Annotated in this window: 17 protein-coding genes and 1 tRNA gene; 5 read left to right on the top strand and 13 right to left on the bottom strand. The window is 41.2% G+C overall.

Annotated elements, in window-relative coordinates; all coding sequences use genetic code 11:
- The first annotated feature begins 170 nt into the window (after positions 1-170).
- Positions 171-1553, top strand: a complete 1383-nt coding sequence (locus tag HC723_RS00275) for a GGDEF domain-containing protein (RefSeq protein WP_190337843.1) — start codon at positions 171-173, stop codon at positions 1551-1553.
- A 172-nt stretch (positions 1554-1725) separates the two neighbouring features.
- On the opposite strand, the gene HC723_RS00270 is transcribed toward HC723_RS00275, so the two are convergent.
- The 3 genes from HC723_RS00270 to HC723_RS00260 all read right to left on the bottom strand — a co-directional run bounded on the left by HC723_RS00270 (position 1726) and on the right by HC723_RS00260 (position 3969).
- Positions 1726-1816 (bottom strand) — tRNA-Ser (locus HC723_RS00270).
- A 75-nt stretch (positions 1817-1891) separates the two neighbouring features.
- A complete protein-coding gene (locus HC723_RS00265) occupies positions 1892-3712 on the bottom strand; it encodes a DUF3413 domain-containing protein (protein ID WP_190337842.1) in 1821 nt (606 codons plus the stop codon).
- A gap of 41 nt (positions 3713-3753) precedes the next feature.
- Complete coding sequence (locus HC723_RS00260) at positions 3754-3969, bottom strand: YejL family protein (RefSeq protein WP_153446722.1); 216 nt, start codon at positions 3967-3969, stop codon at positions 3754-3756.
- A gap of 101 nt (positions 3970-4070) precedes the next feature.
- On the opposite strand from HC723_RS00260, the gene yejK reads away from it, so the two are divergent.
- Together yejK and asd are read left to right on the top strand one after the other, a co-directional pair.
- A complete protein-coding gene (yejK, locus tag HC723_RS00255) occupies positions 4071-5072 on the top strand; it encodes a nucleoid-associated protein YejK (RefSeq protein WP_153446724.1) in 1002 nt (333 codons plus the stop codon).
- A gap of 280 nt (positions 5073-5352) precedes the next feature.
- Positions 5353-6468 carry an aspartate-semialdehyde dehydrogenase gene (gene asd / locus HC723_RS00250; protein WP_153448140.1) on the top strand — a complete coding sequence of 372 codons (1116 nt, stop codon included), beginning with the start codon at positions 5353-5355 and terminating at the stop codon, positions 6466-6468.
- Positions 6469-6652: 184 nt separating this feature from the next.
- On the opposite strand, the gene HC723_RS00245 is transcribed toward asd, so the two are convergent.
- Together HC723_RS00245 and HC723_RS00240 are read right to left on the bottom strand one after the other, a co-directional pair.
- Entirely contained in the window at positions 6653-7516 is an 864-nt protein-coding gene (locus HC723_RS00245; RefSeq protein ID WP_190337841.1) for an ion transporter, read from the bottom strand.
- A 71-nt stretch (positions 7517-7587) separates the two neighbouring features.
- On the bottom strand, positions 7588-8226 hold the full coding sequence (locus HC723_RS00240) for a YchE family NAAT transporter (RefSeq protein ID WP_190337840.1): 639 nt from the start codon (positions 8224-8226) through the stop codon (positions 7588-7590).
- Between the two features lie 589 nt (positions 8227-8815).
- Here HC723_RS00240 and adhE point away from each other — a divergent pair.
- A complete protein-coding gene (gene adhE / locus HC723_RS00235; protein ID WP_190337839.1) occupies positions 8816-11500 on the top strand; it encodes a bifunctional acetaldehyde-CoA/alcohol dehydrogenase in 2685 nt (894 codons plus the stop codon).
- A gap of 243 nt (positions 11501-11743) precedes the next feature.
- Here the strand turns inward: adhE and HC723_RS00230 are convergent, their stop codons facing one another.
- Positions 11744-12406 (bottom strand): SDR family oxidoreductase, encoded by a 663-nt coding sequence (locus tag HC723_RS00230; RefSeq protein ID WP_190337838.1) that lies wholly within the window; start codon positions 12404-12406, stop codon positions 11744-11746.
- A 297-nt stretch (positions 12407-12703) separates the two neighbouring features.
- On the bottom strand, positions 12704-13288 hold the full coding sequence (sodB, locus tag HC723_RS00225; protein ID WP_153446732.1) for a superoxide dismutase [Fe]: 585 nt from the start codon (positions 13286-13288) through the stop codon (positions 12704-12706).
- Between the two features lie 299 nt (positions 13289-13587).
- On the opposite strand from sodB, the gene HC723_RS00220 reads away from it, so the two are divergent.
- Positions 13588-13923, top strand: coding sequence for a Grx4 family monothiol glutaredoxin (locus tag HC723_RS00220; protein WP_153446734.1), 336 nt, complete (start codon positions 13588-13590; stop codon positions 13921-13923).
- 107 nt (positions 13924-14030) lie between these two features.
- On the opposite strand, the gene HC723_RS00215 is transcribed toward HC723_RS00220, so the two are convergent.
- From HC723_RS00215 to rsxG, 6 genes are all read right to left on the bottom strand, one after another.
- A complete protein-coding gene (locus HC723_RS00215) occupies positions 14031-15350 on the bottom strand; it encodes a Na+/H+ antiporter family protein (protein WP_153446736.1) in 1320 nt (439 codons plus the stop codon).
- A gap of 61 nt (positions 15351-15411) precedes the next feature.
- Positions 15412-16056: a ribonuclease T gene (gene rnt, locus HC723_RS00210; RefSeq protein WP_153446738.1), complete on the bottom strand. Its 645-nt coding sequence runs from the start codon at positions 16054-16056 to the stop codon at positions 15412-15414.
- 174 nt (positions 16057-16230) lie between these two features.
- The gene (gene gloA / locus HC723_RS00205; RefSeq protein ID WP_153446740.1) at positions 16231-16647 is read right to left on the bottom strand and encodes a lactoylglutathione lyase; all 417 of its coding nucleotides are present in this window, start codon (positions 16645-16647) and stop codon (positions 16231-16233) included.
- A 53-nt stretch (positions 16648-16700) separates the two neighbouring features.
- Complete coding sequence (gene nth / locus HC723_RS00200) at positions 16701-17336, bottom strand: endonuclease III (protein WP_153446742.1); 636 nt, start codon at positions 17334-17336, stop codon at positions 16701-16703.
- Positions 17337-17451: 115 nt separating this feature from the next.
- A complete protein-coding gene (locus tag HC723_RS00195) occupies positions 17452-18150 on the bottom strand; it encodes an electron transport complex subunit E (RefSeq protein ID WP_190337971.1) in 699 nt (232 codons plus the stop codon).
- Positions 18151-18241: 91 nt separating this feature from the next.
- Positions 18242-18868, bottom strand: a complete 627-nt coding sequence (gene rsxG / locus HC723_RS00190; protein WP_190337837.1) for an electron transport complex subunit RsxG — start codon at positions 18866-18868, stop codon at positions 18242-18244.
- Between the last annotated feature and the right edge of the window lies 1 nt (position 18869).

Genomic DNA, 18869 nt, shown 5'->3' with positions numbered 1-18869 from the left:
AACTTTCTATTAACCCTTAATAAAATAAGGGTTAGTAAACAGTGCTTAACAGATCGGACCTCTACACTTCTATTGGAATTTAGTGTATATTGTAAGATAACCTTTGGAGTGGAAATTTGCGGCAGCATACTCAATAAAGGACAATCAATACCGTTTGAGATAAATTGTCTATGATAAAACAGTCAGTGAAAAATAAGCCCTTTTTATATTTGATCCTTACTTCGTTATTATGTTGGATTACTTATACTGGTATCACGCTAAGAAATTATGCTGAAGGGGTCGTTTCTGATATGCAGGGTGATTTGGCCGTTTTCTATAATGCCAATAATGCGATGGTTAAAAAGCTTGAGTTGCTTATTGATCAACTACCATTGTCACCGAGCGAAAAACTTAATCCACCTTTTTCTTACAACGCTAAGAATGATATTACTGGCTTCAATATTAATCCTAACCAATATGCAGAGTTTGCGGGAACCTTAATCGTACAAGGTCAAACTAGAAACTTAGATTTTAATCTACCCGTTTTGTTACATGCATTAGATCGCGCATGGGCCGAAACTGATTATCAATCTCCAGCGGGTTTTTTTCTATATTATGGCAAGAATAGTACCGCCATTTACTCTAAATTACGTTATTTAATGAATGTTAGTGCCCCCATATTCACGCCAGAGAGATATCGCTCTCAACTAAAAAATCAAGATCCTAATGAAACCTTCATTTTAACGCTTAATAATTCTTTCCCTTTAGGGGAGAAACAAGTTTTAATCATTACCCCTATTATGAAAAATGGTAAGCTGATTGCAGATTTAGGCATGAGTATAAACTTAAAACAACTGATGGGCGAGTCGTTAGGGCCATGGTTAAGCGAATATATGGCAATGGATATTACTTATCAAGATGAACGATTTTCTGTGGGTGAGAATCGTTTTTTTCCTGCGGTGTTTAAAAAACAAATTCAATATCATCATTTTATGATTACCGCCTATATGAGGACCAACTATATTACTGAATATGTACTGCCTTGGTTTATTGCAATGTCCTTAATTATGTTTGCGGTTTATACATTGTTAGTCAAGCAGCATAAAGCAACCTTAAAGTTTTCGTCGCTTTCTATAACGGATGATTTGACCGGTTTATACAATAAACGGGTATTACAAGATTTAGAATTCAGGGATATTAGCTCTGGCACTTTATATTATTTGGATATAAATGCATTTAAACAGATCAATGATACTTATGGTCATAACGTGGGTGATGATGCGTTACGATTTTTAGCCAAAAAATTAACCCATATTATCCGATCGTCTGACATTGCAGTACGCTTAGGTGGTGATGAGTTCTTAGTAGTCACGAATGGGAAGGTATTAGAGCCGGAAGTGGTATTAAATAAACTAAAAGCGGAAATTGATAATGTGCCTTTTTATCAAGATGTTTCGTTTACGCTTGCGATTGGCTATAGCCACTTTGACGGGGTAGATTTATTGCACGAAGCTATTCACCTTGCTGATAAAGCCATGTATGAACAAAAGCGGCGTAGTAAAGCAGAGTACTAACTAAGAGATGGCTTGTTATATAGCGAACATAAAGCCTAAACAGGGTAAAGCTTGCCATATGGCGAACTATATCGGTAGACACCATTAAATCCACCGTATTCATGGCTATTGGTAATAGTCATGGTTAGAAATGGAAAAAGCCCGCTAAATAATTTAGCGGGCTTTTAGAAAGTGGTGGAGGGATAGGGATTTGAACCCTAGGCCCGCTATTAACAGGCGCCGGTTTTCAAGACCGGTGCTTTCGACCACTCAGCCATCCCTCCGATTTACGCTGTAGATAATATACAGCTCTTTGTGTGTTGTAAACCTTTTATTACCAATAAAAGCCTATTTTTTAATCAGTTAGGCTGGTGGTAAAAACGCTTGAGCTCTGATAGGCCTTGCAGCATGAATGACAGTTTAGGCTTAGCATGTTTTTGGCGCTTATAGTTTTTATCGTAGACTTTGTAGTTACCAAATTGATCAACCACAGTGGTGGTATCTTTGGTGACCAGTGCGATATTTTTATTATCACCCGCTAAGATCCATGGGCGTTCGCTTGTATCAAATAAGTTACGGCCACTACTAAAATCATAAGGGTTTGACGAGGTTTCAAATAAATCTTGCATCAAGGTTGCGGATAAATCTAAGTGACTCGTATGTTGGGTGTATACCGTCGGCTTTTTATCTGGCCAATGAACTACCATAGGAACTTGCAGTTGATAGCGGCTGAAATTACTGTCTGAGCCCCAAGTATTACTATTGGTGTCATTAAACTCCATGCCATGATTGGAGGTGATCACCACTATGGTATTGTTTAATAAATTTTTACTATCGATCTCAGTTAAAATATTTTGAATCGACTGATCGGCGGTAAATGCTGCCGATTGATAACTCGCTTTTAGCATAGCTATGGCATTTTTCGATTTAGGGGTGAATTGGTTTAATACTTGTGTGTTGTTCTCGAATCTTTCGACATTAGACAGCTCTACATAGCTAAACCAAGGCTTATTTGAGGTAGTGCTGAGCCACGTTTTCCAATCATCTACAATCTCATTATTGGAATCGTGATCTTGAGCTGTGTTTTTTTGCACATCTATCGAGCTAAAGATTTCATCATAAAGCTCTGAGCCTTCAAATTTATCATCACTAAACGCGGCCATTTGATAATGACGTTTTGCCATTGAATCAATAATGAGCGGCTGTGTATCTTGTGCTTTAATACTGGCAGAATAATTACTTGGCAGCCCATAAAACAAACTGAACACGCCATAGATATTATTAGTGGCACTATAGTGATTAACAAAATTTTGATTGTTTTTAGCAAATTCAAAAGTCGATGGCATAACTTGTTGAGTTAACATATCACTACGCAAGTTATCGACCATCACCATCAGCACATTGTATTTTTTGCCTAAACCATCGTATTTCATTGGCTCTAGCGGGTAGTTCACCACTTCACCGTTACCACTACCATATTCCTCTAAGCGTTCTAAATAATCTGAACGGTCTAAAAGGCCATGTTTTTCCATAAAGGATTTTGCCGTCATTGGGTACGACAATGGGAAATTTGTTCGCTGACTGGTGATCGGGCGATAGAAAAAAGCATCCGCCCAAATGTAAATCAGGTGGCTACTTAAAAAACATAAGAAAAAGATTATCGTGACGGGTTTGCCGATTTTTTTTCGTGACAATGAGCGTTGCTTCTTCCAGATCCACTCTGAAATAACAATTTGGATTAAAAATAAAATCGGTACTGCGGCAAAGAGGTATTGCCACTGGGCATTAAAAGCGGTTTTTTCTTTACTTAATAACAGTTCCCATACGACAGGGTTTAAGTGCAGATGGAGTTTTTCGTAGGCTTGAGTATCGAGCAATAGCAAGGTTAAGCAAAGAGTAGTAAAACACACACTGACTAAACGTAATAACTTGCGTGAAGGGATCACGAATGTCAGTGGGAATAAAACTAAAATGTAGAGCGCAAACACTAAAAACGCGAAATGCCCGAACCACGAGATCAAAAGGTATGCTTGACCTATAACCGTATCCGGCCATGGTGATTGAGCAATGAAACGGCTGCCAATCAACATAGCGATAATGATGTTAAAGAAAGAGAACCAATGTCCCCAACTGACGAGTCGAGAGACGCGCTCTCCGTATGTGTTTCCGCTATTAACCATTTGAAATATCGTTCTAACTCAATTTAACGTTAAAAGGCAATTTAGGCATCAATTGATGATAAAAGAGCTTGAGAAAATTTGTCTGCAATGAGTTTACGCTGTGCACGCGGTACATCGGAATTTAAAATGTTTGTCACAATGTTACCAGCAATCATCAAACTAAGATCCGAGCTCGCTTGGTGCTTATCGAGTACCGCTGCAATTTCAGCCAAGATTTGTTCGATTTGTTTGTCGCTGTATTTTGAATTAATAGGCATAAGTGTCTATTTGGTTCCTGATTCGGTTAATGATAGTAAAAGCGGCTTATGATACCCTAGTCTACCTCACAACTGAAACATCAACTTGAAACTAATTTATCATGAGCTTAAATATTTCCAACGTTATACTGCACAAATTGACAAAAAATGATCAAGATGAGCTTGTTGTTAACTTGCGTAACACCGCTTTGTCTAATGATGCCGTTTCAGAACAATTAGTCGCAGAACTTCATCGCACCTTTAATGCCAAAGGCGGCAAAGGCTTTGGCACTTACAAAGAAGAAAGCGAATTCCAATATTGGATGAAGCAATTTCGCCAAGGTGAATCAAATTTTTATGAGTTTTCCTCACAATCTGCTGAGCGTTTAAAAACAGAATTAGAGAAATATCCTTTTGCCGAAGAAGGGGTATTGGTGATGGCGCAATATCAGTCACTAGCGACTGAATATTTGTTTATCGCCTTGCTGCCATCGAATCAAAGTTTAAAAGTGGATGATGATCTGGATATTTCAGGGACTGACTACCTTGATATCAATAAAATGGACATCGCGGTTCGTATTGATCTGTCGCGCTATGAAACTGACCCAGAATCTAATCGCTACCTCACCTATATTAAAGGTCGAGTGGGGCGCAAAGTGGCTGACTTCTTCTTAGACTTTTTGCAAGCTGAAGTCGGGCTTGATACCAAGAAACAAAATTTAGTGTTGATGCAAGCGGTAGACGATTACTGCGCCGATTCACAACTCAATAAAGATGAAACCGTGGCATACCGCAAACAAGTGCATGATTACTGTAATGAGCAATTAAAAGCGGGTGATGAACTGGAGATCCGTGAATTATCTGGTGAGCTTTCTGGCGCAGGACATGATGATAACTTTCAAGAGTTTACTCAAAAGCAAGGTTATGAATTAGAAGATAGCTTCCCCGTTGACCGTTCAACTATTCGTAAGTTGGCCAAATATGTGGGTGCGGGTGGCGGTTTGTCGATAAATTTTGATGCCATGTTATTGGGTGAAAGGGTTTTTTATGATCCAGAAACCGATACGTTAACTATTAAAGGCATTCCACCAAACTTGAAAGATCAGTTAGTGAGAAATTCTTAATTGGTATTGAGTGTTCTCAACACATGTTTGATAAAACTATTTAGTTAAATCAATCGCATTTATGCTGGTCGAGGTAGTGTGATTGGTTTTATCTGAAATTGTTGTTTGAAGAATGTGTTGAGCAATGAGATAGTAATAACTGTATTTTAAGCTTGTTGATTCGGGTTGCTCGATTAAGACAAGCTTTATACCCAAAATTATCGAACTTAGCCAATATAAAGGCAGGTTCAATAAGGCGGGTATAGTCATAATTTATAAATATCAGGGAGAGATGAACATGATGAAAGTGGGTTTAGTTGGTTGGCGTGGCATGGTGGGTTCTGTACTGATGCAACGCATGGTTGAGGAAAAGGATTTTGACCTCATCGAACCTGTGTTCTATACCACATCGCAAGTAGGCATTCCTGCCCCTTTCTTAGGCAAGGATGCTGGCATGCTACAAGATGCTTTTGATATTGAAAGCTTAAAACAATTAGATGCCATCATTACCTGTCAAGGTGGTGGTTATACGGAAAAAGTCTATCCAGCACTGCGTCAAGCGGGTTGGAAAGGGTATTGGATCGATGCGGCTTCTACATTGCGTATGAAAGATGATGCCATCATTACTTTGGATCCGGTTAACTTAACCCAAATTCAACAAGGGTTGCATGCAGGGACTAACACCTTTGTGGGTGGCAACTGTACGGTGAGCCTAATGCTAATGGGCCTAGGTGGCCTGTACGAGAAAGGCATGATCGAATGGATGAGCGCGATGACCTATCAAGCGGCATCGGGCGCTGGCGCGAAAAATATGCGTGAACTTATTGCGCAAATGGGCGTGATTAACCAATCGGTGAGTGCTGAAATGGCAGACCCTGCCAGTTCTATCTTAGATATTGACCGTAAAGTGGCCGAAACGATTCGTTCAAGTGCTTACCCTACCAGTGAGTTTGGTGCGCCTTTGGCCGGTTCATTGATCCCGTGGATTGATGTCAAACGCGAAAATGGTCAAAGTAAAGAAGAGTGGAAAGCTACGGTGGAAACCAACAAGATCCTTGGCCTGCAAGGCGCAGATTCAGTACCAATTGATGGCACTTGTGTGCGTATTGGTGCGATGCGTTGTCACTCTCAAGCGTTAACTATTAAGCTTAAGCAGAATGTGCCGATGGATGAGATTGAAGAAATCATCGCCACCCATAATGATTGGGTTAAAGTGATCCCGAATGAGAAAGAGATCACCGCGCAAGAGCTTTCACCTGCCAAAGTTACGGGTACGCTTTCAGTGCCGGTTGGTCGTTTGCGTAAAATGGAAATGGGTGATACGTTCTTAAATGCCTTCACGGTTGGTGACCAATTGCTTTGGGGCGCGGCAGAACCACTACGTCGTACTCTGCGTATTATCTTAGCTGAGAAGTAATCAGATCTCACGACACGTAAATAAAAATACCGCCTCAAGCATTCAATTTGAGGCGGTATTTTTTTATGTGGCTTATGTCGTTTAGTTATACCTATTCCATTTAATGTTTGATCAATTTTGAACGATCATTAAATTTTTGGAATTGGTATTAGTTCAGTTAGTTTATGAGACGTAAGTGATAAGATTACGGTTTTTTGACCGGAACCACTCGTTTATCGGGATCGGCAAGCTCGCTGCCACAATGCTTACAAAACAGCGCGTCAGTCTCATGGCCACTCTTAGTACAATTTGGACACAGTACTAAGCTACGATGCGCTTTCATTTCTTGATTTAATTCTGCGGTAATAATTCCAGTCGGCACGGCCAAAATTGAATAACCCAATAACATGGTGAGGGCGGCCACTGCTTGTCCTAATGGTGTTTGTGGTACCACATCGCCATAGCCTACGGTGGTGATAGTAATGATTGCCCAATAAATTCCGCGCGGAATACTGGTAAAGCCATTTTCAGGCCCTTCAATCACATACATTAATGCGCCAAAGATAGTGACTAAAATTGCCACAGCGCTGAAAAATATTAAGATTTTTCGTTGTGAAGTAACCAGAGTACGCACTAATAAATTCGAATCTTGTAAGAATCGAACTAGTTTAAGAATACGGAAAATCCGCATCACACGTAATAGTCGGATAATGCCAATAAAACTGGCGGCAGGGAAAAAGAAGGCCAAGTAGGTGGGCAAAATAGCGAGTAAATCTATGATGCCATAAAAGCTTTTCGCATAGGCTTTGGGCTTGGGAGAGCAATATAGGCGCAGCAGGTATTCAAGCGTGAAAATCGCAGTAAACAAGTATTCTAAAAGATCGAATTCATAGTGCCACTTTGCCACAAAGGAAGGGACTGAATCTAAGATCAAAATAATCAATGAGCAAATAATCGCCACAATAAGCATGATGTCAAAGCGGCGACCCGCAGTGGTGTGGGTGCCGAAGATGATCACATAAAGCTTATGTTTCAAGCCTTCTGGTTGATCTTTTTCTTGCTCTTGCATAACGGGTCCTTTCCGTTCAGTTACTTAACTATTTTCGTGCAATTATCGCCATTCAGGTATGGTGTTGGCGACTACATTAAGCCTGGGAACAAACTGCCGAGTCCCGTGGCAATAAATTCGACCCCGAGTGACGCTAAGATCAAGCCCATAATACGAGTGACAACGTTAATTCCGGTTTGTCCCAACACGCGAACAATAATCGGGGCAGATCGAAACAGCAGCCAAGAACAAAAGCAGAACACAATGATAGTGGCAATAATGCCGAAAATATCAATCATGGTTGGGTAGCGAGCACCGTACACTATGGTGGAGCTGATCGCACCAGGGCCGGCCATTAACGGCATCGCAAGTGGCACAACGCCAATTTGCTCACGACTAATAAACTCATTTCGTTCTTGTTTGTTTTGCTTATCTTCCCCTAGCTTACCACTCATCATTGAGAAAGCGATGCTTAGCAGTAACATGCCGCCCGCAACTCGAAAAGAATCGAGAGAAATACTAAATAGATTAAGCAGCACTTGACCAAAAAGAAGGGATACAATCAAGATCACCGCTACCGCGAAATTGGCGGTTGCGGCGGTTTTATTTTTTTCTTCCTGCGTCATGTGAGTGGAGAGCGAAACAAATACTGGCATGATGCCAATCGGGTTCACCGCAGCGACTAAGCCAAAGAAAAATTGGAAGTAAATGGCAAGTTCAATCGAGCCCATAAGGTGTCATCTCACATAAAATAATAGAGGGGGTTCCATAAGCGATTGTTAGTGGGAATAATGCGATATGGAAGTGGCATAATGTAAGACAAATTCATTATTAATTCGAGGCTTAAATAGGATTTTTTCAATATTCTATTATGGTTAAGGTCTAGGTTACCAACTATGAGTAAAAAAGAATGAGTTTGGTATGAAAGCTATTACTAAAGTGTTACATGTTACATTGATTTAGGTATACTAGATGTAGCACGAAGAATTTATTTTTGTATGATAAATAAGATGCTTTTTTAGCCTTTATTTTAGTGTGTTTATGATGAATTAGCGCTTTTTATTAATTTATTTCACGTTAAAAAATAATTGTAAGTTGTTTTAATTCAACGTGTTATGTTTTTATTTTTTCAGTATGTACTGCTTTGGAGGTAAATTGGATTCAATAACTGATCTAAGTCAATATTTTAATTTAATGAAGGCTTATACTCAGTTTCGAAAGCAATTTACTAAGAGTTCCATTTTACTATCGTATTGTTTTATACGAGGTTAATAATCTGGTTAGCTTACTAAATAATTTTTAAATCTTAGGAGATCCACTATGTCTGTAACGAATTTAGCTGAACTTGATGCGCTAGTTGCACGTGTTCAAGCGGCACAAAAGGAATATGCCACTTTCTCACAAGAGCAAGTAGACAAAATCTTCCGTGCAGCATCTTTGGCAGCTAACCAAGCTCGTATCCCTCTAGCGCAACAAGCGGTAGCAGAATCGGGTATGGGTATCATTGAAGATAAAGTAATCAAAAACCACTTTGCTTCAGAATTCATTTACAACAAATATAAAGACGAAAAAACGTGTGGTGTATTAGAAGAGAACGAAGAGTTCGGCACCATGACTATCGCAGAACCAGTCGGTATCATCTGTGGTATCGTTCCAACCACTAACCCAACGTCTACTGCGATCTTTAAATCACTTATCGCATTGAAAACACGTAACGCCATCATCTTCTCGCCACACCCACGTGCCAAAAACTCAACGAACGATGCAGCTAAAATCGTGCTAGATGCGGCAATTGCTGCTGGCGCGCCAAAAGACATCATCGGTTGGATCGACCAACCATCGGTTGAATTATCAAATGCACTAATGAAGCACGATGGCATCAACCTTATCCTTGCCACTGGTGGTCCAGGTATGGTTAAAGCGGCTTACTCTTCAGGTAAACCCGCTATCGGTGTTGGCGCAGGTAACGTTCCTGTTGTTATCGATGAAACTGCAGATATCAAACGTGCAGTCGCTTCTGTTCTTATGTCAAAAACATTCGATAACGGCGTAGTGTGTGCTTCAGAGCAAGCTATCATTGTTATGGATGAAGTCTATGACGAAGTGAAAGAACGTTTTGCCGCTCACTGTGGTTATGTTCTCTCTAAATCAGAAGCAGATAAAGTACGTAAAATCTTATTGATTAACGGTAACTTGAACGCTGATATCGTAGGTCAACCTGCGACTAAAATTGCTGAAATGGCGGGTATTACTGTTCCTTCAAACACCAAGATCCTTATCGGTGAAGGTGGCGTAGTCAGCTACGATGACGAATTTGCACACGAAAAACTGTCTCCAACATTAGGTATGTTCCGCGCGTCTTCTTTTGAAAATGCCGTAGACCAAGCAATCACTATGGTTGAAATTGGTGGTATCGGTCATACTTCTGGCTTATACACAGACCAAGATACGAACAAAGATCGTATTCGCTACTTTGGCGATAAAATGAAAACCGCTCGTATTCTTATCAACATCCCAACCACTCACGGTGGTATCGGTGATTTGTACAACTTTAACGTTGCACCATCATTGACTTTAGGTTGTGGTTCATGGGGTGGTAACTCTATCTCAGAAAACGTGGGTCCTAAGCACCTTATCAACAAGAAAACGGTAGCTAAGCGAGCAGAGAATATGTTGTGGCACAAACTTCCAAAATCTATTTACTTCCGTCGTGGTAGTCTTCCAATCGCACTAACGGATTTAGAAGATAAAAAACGCGCATTCCTAGTAACTGACCGTTTCTTATTCAACAACGGTTATGCAGACGAAGTCGTTCGTTTATTGAAAGCCCAAGGTATTGAAGTTCAAACTTTCTTCGACGTAGAAGCGGATCCAACGCTTTCTGTTGTTGAAAAAGGCGCAGCAGCAATGCAAAGCTTCCAACCAGATGTGATCCTTGCTCTAGGTGGCGGTTCGCCAATGGATGCAGCGAAAATCATGTGGGTAATGTACGAGCATCCAGAAACTGATTTCCAAGAATTGGCAATGCGCTTTATGGATATCCGTAAACGTATTTACAAATTCCCTAAAATGGGTAAAAAAGCAGAGTTAGTTTGTATCACAACCACGTCTGGTACCGGTTCTGAAGTAACACCGTTTGCCGTTGTAACCGACGATAAAACGGGCGCAAAATACCCATTAGCAGATTACGAACTAACACCAAACATGGCGATTGTTGATGCTAACTTGGTTATGAACATGCCTAAGTCGCTAACTGCCTTTGGTGGTTACGATGCGATCACTCACGCATTGGAAGCTTATGTATCAGTTCTTGCGAATGAATACTCAGACGGCCATGCTCTTCAAGCGCTTAAAATGCTTAAAGAATACTTGCCATCTAGCTACCAAAATGGCGCAGCAGACCCAATCGCTCGTGAAAAAGTACACAATGCGGCGACAATCGCAGGTATGTCATTTGCTAACGCATTCCTTGGTGCATGTCACTCAATTGCTCACAAAATTGGCGCTGAGTTCCACATCCCACACGGTCTTGCTAACGCACTGATGATTTCAAACGTGATCCGTTTCAATGCCAACGACAACCCAACTAAGCAAGCAGCATTTTCTCAATACGACCGTCCTAAATCACGCAGTCGTTACGCAGAAGTTGCTGACCATTTAGGTCTAAGCCAACCGGGTGACCGTACAGCACAGAAAATTGAACGTCTATTAACATGGTTAGACGAAGTTAAAGTTCAACTTGATATTCCTATGTCAATTCAAGCAGCAGGCGTTCCAGAAGCGGACTTCCTAGCTAAACTTGATGAACTAGCGGTTGATGCGTTTGATGACCAATGTACTGGTGCTAACCCGCGCTACCCATTGATCACAGAGCTTAAAGAAGTGCTAATCGCAACTTACTACGGAAAAGCATACATCGAAGGCGAAACTTTCGAAGGGACTACCGTTATTAAGAAAACCGAAGAGCCAGCTCCAGTCGCTAAGAAATCAGCGAAGAAAAAATAATCTGATTCATTCTAAGCGGTTAGCAATAAGCTAATCGCAAATGAACTGTCATAAAAAACCTCATCATTTTGCTGAGGTTTTTTTATGCCTATGATTTGAACCTAAGGGGAATTTTATACCAATTCTATTTAATATTTGATCAATTTGAATACGCCGAAAAGACGCTGATCCGTCCTTGGTAGCTTGAGAAAAGACCATTCATGGCCTTTGATACTTTTCTCTGTACTCAATTTTGAACGATCATTAATGGCAATCGAGCACACGGCCATTAAAGGAATCGTTTTCAACAATATATTCAGTGTTGCGGATCAATTCATCTCGATTACGCGCCCAATTGTTGGTTCGACCATGCGGTGGAGGTGGCAAGATCCCGCCAACTCGAATATTAAATGGTTGTAATTCCTTCGACCAACTTTGGGTGAAATTTGAAATCAATGAGGCCGAGTTATGATCAGAGCTATTTTCGGCATCTTGAGACGACAAATTCACGATCACACCTTTCTTTTGATTGTGTAGCATTTGTTTGGCCGCCAACTTACTAAAGCACAGCATCGTACTTGCCAGTGACGACATTTGACCGCTGTAGTGATCAAAATTGGTTTCATCCATTAAAGATGGCGCAGGCAGTGAAGGATAAAGGTTGATCAACACATCAATACCTTGATCAAAATGCTTATTGATGGAAGAAAACAAGGGTTGCACACTTTCAAAACTATGGTCATCTAAAAGGTAAGTTAACAGGGCGGATGACGTTGGCTGACATTGTTGCAAGGTACGATTAAGTGCGGCTTCGTTATCATCGACTAAGATCACGTTGGCATGTAAAGAGAGGAAATGCTGCGCTAACGTTTGACCTAGATGAGAGCCTGCTGACGTGATCACGACAACAGAATTATAAATATTCATAGCACACCTCATGGGTATCAAATGAGTTTATGGGAGGGTTTTGCTACTCACTAAGTTTATTTTTGACTTTTTTAGAGGGACAAAACTTCCTCCCTATCTAACAGGTAGCACTTAAGCATGGTAGATAAATGAACAATTGTCTTGTCGGCGATCTCTTATTTATGCACTGAAACGATGTAACTAACTTATTACTCAGTGATAAAAGTAGGGGCGGTAGGCAGAAATAAAAAAAGACCAGCTAAGCTGATCTTTTTGAAGAGACTTTTCATGTTGTGCTGACCAGCAGCACAAGCGGTCTTATTTGATTAGGTTAGCTTCCACGAAGTCCCAGTTTACTAGCGCCCAGAAAGCCGCCATGTAATCAGGACGAACGTTACGGAAATCGATGTAGTATGCATGTTCCCATAGATCAACCGTTAGAAGTGGTGTTACACCTTCATCAGTCAGCGGAGTGGCTGCATTTGATGTGTTGACGATAGCCAGAGAACCGTCGGCATTCTTAACAAGCCAAGTCCAAGAAGAACCGAAGTTGTTGATTGCAGAATCAGTAAATTTAGCTTTGAATTCTTCGAAAGAACCAAAAGCTTGTTTGATTGCTTCACCGACAGCGCCTGTTGGTTCGCCACCTGCATTTGGTGCTAGGCAGTTCCAGTAGAAGGTGTGGTTCCAGATTTGTGCTGCGTTATTGAATACACCACCAGTTGAAGTTTTGATGATTTCTTCTAGTGATTTGCCTTCAAACTCAGTACCAGGAACTAAACCATTTAGCTTAACAACGTAAGTGTTGTGGTGCTTACCGTGGTGAAAATCTAGAGTTTCAGCTGAGATATGTGGTTCTAGTGCGTCTTTTGCGAAAGGTAGTGCTGGTAATTCAAATGCCATTGCTTAAATCTCCGTGTATATAAGAAAGAGGCTTTACGCTTATTAATTCAACTATTTACAATTGATAAGCAGCTTTCAATTATTATTCTTAAGCCATTTGTTCAACTCTAGGTATCTTAGCAACTTTTAACTTTATTAACAGTGTTGTGTATGAAAAAATGTTAAGAACTGGCGTTAAATGTAAAAAAATCGAGCGATAAAGCTGCATTTAGAATACCCTTATAAATAATGGCTTTTTATTTGAGTGCATATAGAAGTAGAATGTCCGCACAAACCTAGAATAAGCGAGTGAGAATACAATGGAAACTATCGATAAAATCAAACAACAAATTTCTGAAAACACAATTTTGCTCTACATGAAAGGCTCACCTAAGCTACCAAGCTGTGGTTTCTCATCTCAAGCGTCTCAAGCTCTAATGAATTGTGGCGAGAAATTTGCTTACGTTGATATTCTGCAAAACCCTGATATTCGTGCTGAACTACCAAGCTATGCACAATGGCCTACCTTCCCACAATTGTGGATTGAAGGTGAGTTAGTCGGTGGTTGTGACATCATCATCGAGATGTTCCAAAAAGGCGAATTACAAACATTGATCACAGAAGCTGCCGCACGCGCGCCTGCTAGCGAAGAATAATCGCTGTCGTTTATCTTGCTGAACAAAAAACCGCTTACTGACGAAAGATCAGTAAGCGGTTTTTTTATATTTGATGGTGGCTTTTGGGATTTAACAATAATGAAAAATCACAGCACCATCGCGGCAATCCAACCAAAGGCAATTAATGGCAAGTTGTAATGCAAGAAGGTTGGGATCACAGAATCCTTGATATGATCATGTTGTCCATCGGCATTTAAACCAGAGGTTGGCCCCAAGGTCGAATCTGAAGCTGGAGACCCCGCATCACCTAGCGCCGCAGCGGTACCGACTAGTGCAATGGTTGCCGCTGGTGAAAAACCAAATGACAATGCCAAAGGAACATAGATAGTGGCAATAATAGGAATGGTTGAGAACGACGAACCAATCCCCATCGTGATCAACAAACCAACGATTAACATCGCGAATGCGGCAATACCTTGATGGCCACTCATGCTGTGTTGCAAGAACCCGACTAAGGTCTCAACACCGCCTGTGGCTTTCATTACGCTGGCAAAACCATTGGCAGAGATCATGATAAAACCAATCATCGCCATCATTTGTACACCGCGAGTAAAACTATCCTGGCTGGTTTGGAAAGGCTTCCCAAATGATAAAATAATGAAACCGACTAACGCGCCAACAATCATCGAACCAGAATAAAGCTGAGCAGATAAAGTGGCCACGATACTGACGACTGCAATGACGACCGCTTTTTTATCAATGCCTACTTGTTGTAGTGATTCAGGTGTTGTGGCGACTTCCTCGTATTGACGAGGCTTACGGTAAGTAATAAAGATACTCACTAATAAACCAAAAATCATGCCACACGCTGGAATAAACATCGCCGCAGGAATTTGGCTTGCGGTAGCGCTGGTTAAGCCATTATTGACTAACGCAGGTAATAAAATATCGTTTAAGAAAATGCCACCAAAACCAATCGGCAAAATCATATAAGGTGTGACCAAACCAAAGGTGATCACACAGGCAATCATACGGCGGTCAATATTCATTTTATTTAACGCAGACAGTAGCGGTGGAACAATAATCGGAATAAAAGCAATATGGACTGGAATGATATTTTGTGATGAGACCGCTAAGATCAATAAGCTTGAAAGGATGGCATATTTTAAAATGGCAGACGCTTTTTGATTGGTTTCACCATGCACACGTTTGATCACCGCATTGGACAGTAAATCGGTAATACCAGTTTGGGCTAACGCTACAGCAAACGCACCAAGTAGGGCGTAACTTAGAGCAATTTCAGCGCCATCGCCGAGGCCAGCTTGGAAAGCGGCAACGGTTTGGTCAAGGGAAAGGTGAGCCAGTAAGCCCCCAGTAATGGCACTAAGCGTTAGTGCAATAACAACATTAACGCGCAGTAACGACAGTACTAGCATTAAGCAAACGGAAATAACAACAGGGTTCATAGTGCTCTCTAGTTTTAATTATTGGGTCGATTCAATGATCAGCAGATTCATTTTCGATTGATTATTCGCTTGCTTCAAGCGGCCAACCACCTAAAGCTTTCCATTTATTGACGATTTTACAAAAAAGATCAGCAGTCACTTTAGTATCATAAAGGGCTGAATGAGCCGCTTTATTATCAAACTCCATTCCTGCCGCAATGCAAGCTTTTGCCAATACGGTTTGTCCGTAGGCCAGTCCGCTTAATGCCGCAGTATCAAAGGTGGCAAAAGGGTGGAATGGGATCCGTTTTAATTTGCTTCGCTCAGCCGCCGCCATCACGAAGTTCAGATCGAAAGTGGCATTATGCGCAACCATGATCGCACGACCACAGTTTGCTGCTTTTTGTTCTTTTCGGACGAGCTTAAATATTTCTTTAAGTGCTTCTGCTTCACTTACTGCGCCACGTAATGGGCTGTAAGGATCGCGTATGCCGGTGAACTCTAACGCTTCTTTTTCAAGGTTAGCCCCTTCAAAAGGCTCAACATTAAATTGAATGGTTGAAGCTGGGTAAAGATCCCCGTTATCGTCCATGGCTAAAGTGACGGCACAAATTTCGAGCAGCGCATCAGTTTTTGAGTTAAATCCGGCTGTTTCTACATCGATAACAACAGGAAAATAGCCACGAAAGCGACTTTTTAGTGTCAAAGCGTCATTTTTGTCAGTCATTGGTTTTCTGATCCGTGAATTAGCCCAGTATTATTGCAGATTAGCATCTGAACTTCATCCATTTTTCAATTTTCAAGACTGGAGGAAGTGAAAGGTCCACCGGAAAACAAGCATAAAAAAGAGCCACAAAAGGCTCTTTAAATCGTGATGTTAACATAGCAAACTAAGCTAAATTTAACCTTCTAATCCGGCGCTCATTTGGCTGGTTTGAATTAATTCAATCATGTAGCCATCAGGGTCTTTTACAAAAGCAATATGTGTGCTGCCGCCTTTGACTGGACCAGGCTCACGAGTCACTTGACCACCGGCCGCTTTAATGGCATCACAAGCACTGTAAATATCATCAAAGCCTAATGCGATATGACCATAACCCGTCCCAAGATCGTATTCTGAAGTATCCCAGTTATAAGTGAGCTCAATCACCGCGCCTTGGGATTCATCGCCGTAACCGACAAAGGCTAAGCTGTATTTATATTCGGTATTGTCATTTTTACGTAGTAAATCCATACCAAGCACGTCGGTATAAAATGCGATAGATTTATCTAAGTCGCCCACGCGTACCATAGTGTGTAGCACTCTTCCATTCGACATTGTATGTTCCTTATTTTAATAATGATTCTTGAATAAACGGCTATATTGATTGTCTATAGTTCGGTTTTATCTTTGAACTCGCATAAGTCTTCAATTATACAGCTACCGCATCTTGGTTTACGAGCGATGCAGGTATAGCGCCCATGTAAGATTAACCAATGATGAACATCGAGTTTAAACTCAGTAGGGATCACTTTTAATAACTTTTGTTCGACATCATCAACGGTTTTTCCCATCGCGAGTTTAGTGCGATTTGATACACGATAAATATGAGTATCAACCGCGATCGTCGGCCAACCAAATGCGGTATTAAGGACCACGTTAGCGGTTTTTCGGCCCACACCCGGCAGTGCTTCTAAGGCGGTGCGATCTTCAGGTACTTGGCTGTTATGCAGTTCAATCAACATTTTACAAGTTTTAATCGTATTTTCAGCTTTAGAATTAAATAAGCCAATGGTTTTGATGTATTGCTTTAAGCCTTCGACACCCAGGGCGTAAATCGCTTCTGGAGTATTGGCGATAGGGTAGAGTTTGTCGGTGGCTTTATTGACACTGACATCGGTGGCTTGAGCTGAAAGTAAAACTGCAATTAATAGCTCAAAGGGCGATGACCAGTTAAGTTCGGTTTGCGGGTTAGGGTTATTTTCTCGCAACCGCTCCAGTATGATCTTGCGTTTTTCATTATTCATACATTGCCTATTAAACTATTTATTTATGACCAATTCACGCATTTTTATCAGTTAAATGAGTGATTTTCAATGACACGGTTCATTAGCCATTAGTTATTAGCCATTACGCTTATCATCAAACTTTAGTCACGCGAGCACGAGCAATGGTTGGCTTCTCTTGTTTCGGTTTGCGCTTGGCGATATTGCTATCAATCACCTGTTTAAGGGCAATTAAAAAACCGACGCCAATAAACGCACCTGGTGGCAAGAGTGCAAGTAAGAAACTGCTATCAATATGGAATAACTCAATACGCAGCACAGAAGCCCAATTGCCCAGCAGTAAATCAGCGCCATCAAATAATGTGCCTTTACCGATAATTTCACGCAATGCACCCAATAAAGTGAGAACGGCCAACATGCCAAGTCCCATCCAAAAGCCATCGAGCGCAGCATTTTTAACATTATTTTTTGAGGCATAAGCTTCAGCGCGACCGATGATCACACAGTTGGTCACGATCAAAGGAATGAAAATACCAAGTGAGAGATACAAACCATACGCGTAAGCGCTCATCAATAATTGCACACAGGTAACGACTGCAGAAATGATCATCACAAAGATAGGGATACGCACTTCTTTGGGCACGTAATTTCGCACTAAAGAGATGATGGTATTAGTACAAATCAGCACTAGCATAGTGGCGAGACCTAAACCTAAAGCATTGGTGACGGTGGACGATACCGCTAACAACGGGCACAAACCAAGCAGTTGTACTAAAGCTGGGTTGTTATCCCATAGCCCATTCTTCATTAATTGTTTTTGCTCAGAAACAGACATTTCAGACGCGACTTGATCGGCTGCTTCTAGATCTGAAATATCAGACGATGGCGTTATATCTTGAGCTAAATCGGTGTCGAGACTAGACATGTTATCCCTCACAATTTAATGGTTGATTAAGAATAGTGGCTTTATTTTGCTTAAAGTAAATAACGGTTTTCTTAATAGCTTTGATCACGGCGCGCGGAGTAATGGTAGCACCGGTAAATTGGTCAAACTGCCCGCCATCTTTACGTACTGCCCATTCCGCTTTATTTTCATCGGTGACGGTTTTATGATCGAAGCTGAAAATCCACTTACTTTTTCGCACTTCAATTTTATCGCCTAAGCCAGGGGTTTCATTATGTTCTAGCACTCGCGAACTGGTGATCACACCGTCCATATCCATGCCGACGATGATTTTGATCGCGCCGTTATAACCATCTGGGGCATAAGATTCAATTGCAATCGCGGTCGGTTTGCCATCTTTGGTGGCTAAATAGGCCGGCATAGGTTTGGTGGTGACACTGGTTTGCGACGGCAATAACATGCACGATGAAAACAGAGGCTTATCGTGCATACTGCGTGGGATCACTTGATTGAGTGTCTTTTGCAATTGCATTTGTTGTTGATGGGTAATGGTGTCTGCCGTGACCCAATTGGTAACCGCGACTAACGCGGTGGAAGCAATGGCAAATACCGCCAAAATGGCCCCATTTTTCTTCATGGCATTAAGCATA

The organism is Vibrio sp. S11_S32, from assembly GCF_014694465.1.
Taxonomy (GTDB): domain Bacteria; phylum Pseudomonadota; class Gammaproteobacteria; order Enterobacterales; family Vibrionaceae; genus Vibrio; species Vibrio algicola.
This window is presented reverse-complemented; position numbering and strand designations above follow the sequence as displayed.

Bases quoted from the DNA above. Each gene is read 5' to 3' on its own strand.
- HC723_RS00275 (WP_190337843.1), top strand. From the start codon at position 171: ATGATAAAACAGTCAGTGAAAAATAAGCCCTTTTTATATTTGATCCTT.
- HC723_RS00265 (WP_190337842.1), bottom strand. From the start codon at position 3,712: ATGGTTAATAGCGGAAACACATACGGAGAGCGCGTCTCTCGACTCGTC.
- HC723_RS00260 (WP_153446722.1), bottom strand. From the start codon at position 3,969: ATGCCTATTAATTCAAAATACAGCGACAAACAAATCGAACAAATCTTG.
- yejK (WP_153446724.1), top strand. From the start codon at position 4,071: ATGAGCTTAAATATTTCCAACGTTATACTGCACAAATTGACAAAAAAT.
- asd (WP_153448140.1), top strand. From the start codon at position 5,353: ATGAAAGTGGGTTTAGTTGGTTGGCGTGGCATGGTGGGTTCTGTACTG.
- HC723_RS00245 (WP_190337841.1), bottom strand. From the start codon at position 7,516: ATGCAAGAGCAAGAAAAAGATCAACCAGAAGGCTTGAAACATAAGCTT.
- HC723_RS00240 (WP_190337840.1), bottom strand. From the start codon at position 8,226: ATGGGCTCGATTGAACTTGCCATTTACTTCCAATTTTTCTTTGGCTTA.
- adhE (WP_190337839.1), top strand. From the start codon at position 8,816: ATGTCTGTAACGAATTTAGCTGAACTTGATGCGCTAGTTGCACGTGTT.
- HC723_RS00230 (WP_190337838.1), bottom strand. From the start codon at position 12,406: ATGAATATTTATAATTCTGTTGTCGTGATCACGTCAGCAGGCTCTCAT.
- sodB (WP_153446732.1), bottom strand. From the start codon at position 13,288: ATGGCATTTGAATTACCAGCACTACCTTTCGCAAAAGACGCACTAGAA.
- HC723_RS00220 (WP_153446734.1), top strand. From the start codon at position 13,588: ATGGAAACTATCGATAAAATCAAACAACAAATTTCTGAAAACACAATT.
- HC723_RS00215 (WP_153446736.1), bottom strand. From the start codon at position 15,350: ATGAACCCTGTTGTTATTTCCGTTTGCTTAATGCTAGTACTGTCGTTA.
- rnt (WP_153446738.1), bottom strand. From the start codon at position 16,056: ATGACTGACAAAAATGACGCTTTGACACTAAAAAGTCGCTTTCGTGGC.
- gloA (WP_153446740.1), bottom strand. From the start codon at position 16,647: ATGTCGAATGGAAGAGTGCTACACACTATGGTACGCGTGGGCGACTTA.
- nth (WP_153446742.1), bottom strand. From the start codon at position 17,336: ATGAATAATGAAAAACGCAAGATCATACTGGAGCGGTTGCGAGAAAAT.
- HC723_RS00195 (WP_190337971.1), bottom strand. From the start codon at position 18,150: ATGTCTGTTTCTGAGCAAAAACAATTAATGAAGAATGGGCTATGGGAT.
- rsxG (WP_190337837.1), bottom strand. From the start codon at position 18,868: ATGCTTAATGCCATGAAGAAAAATGGGGCCATTTTGGCGGTATTTGCC.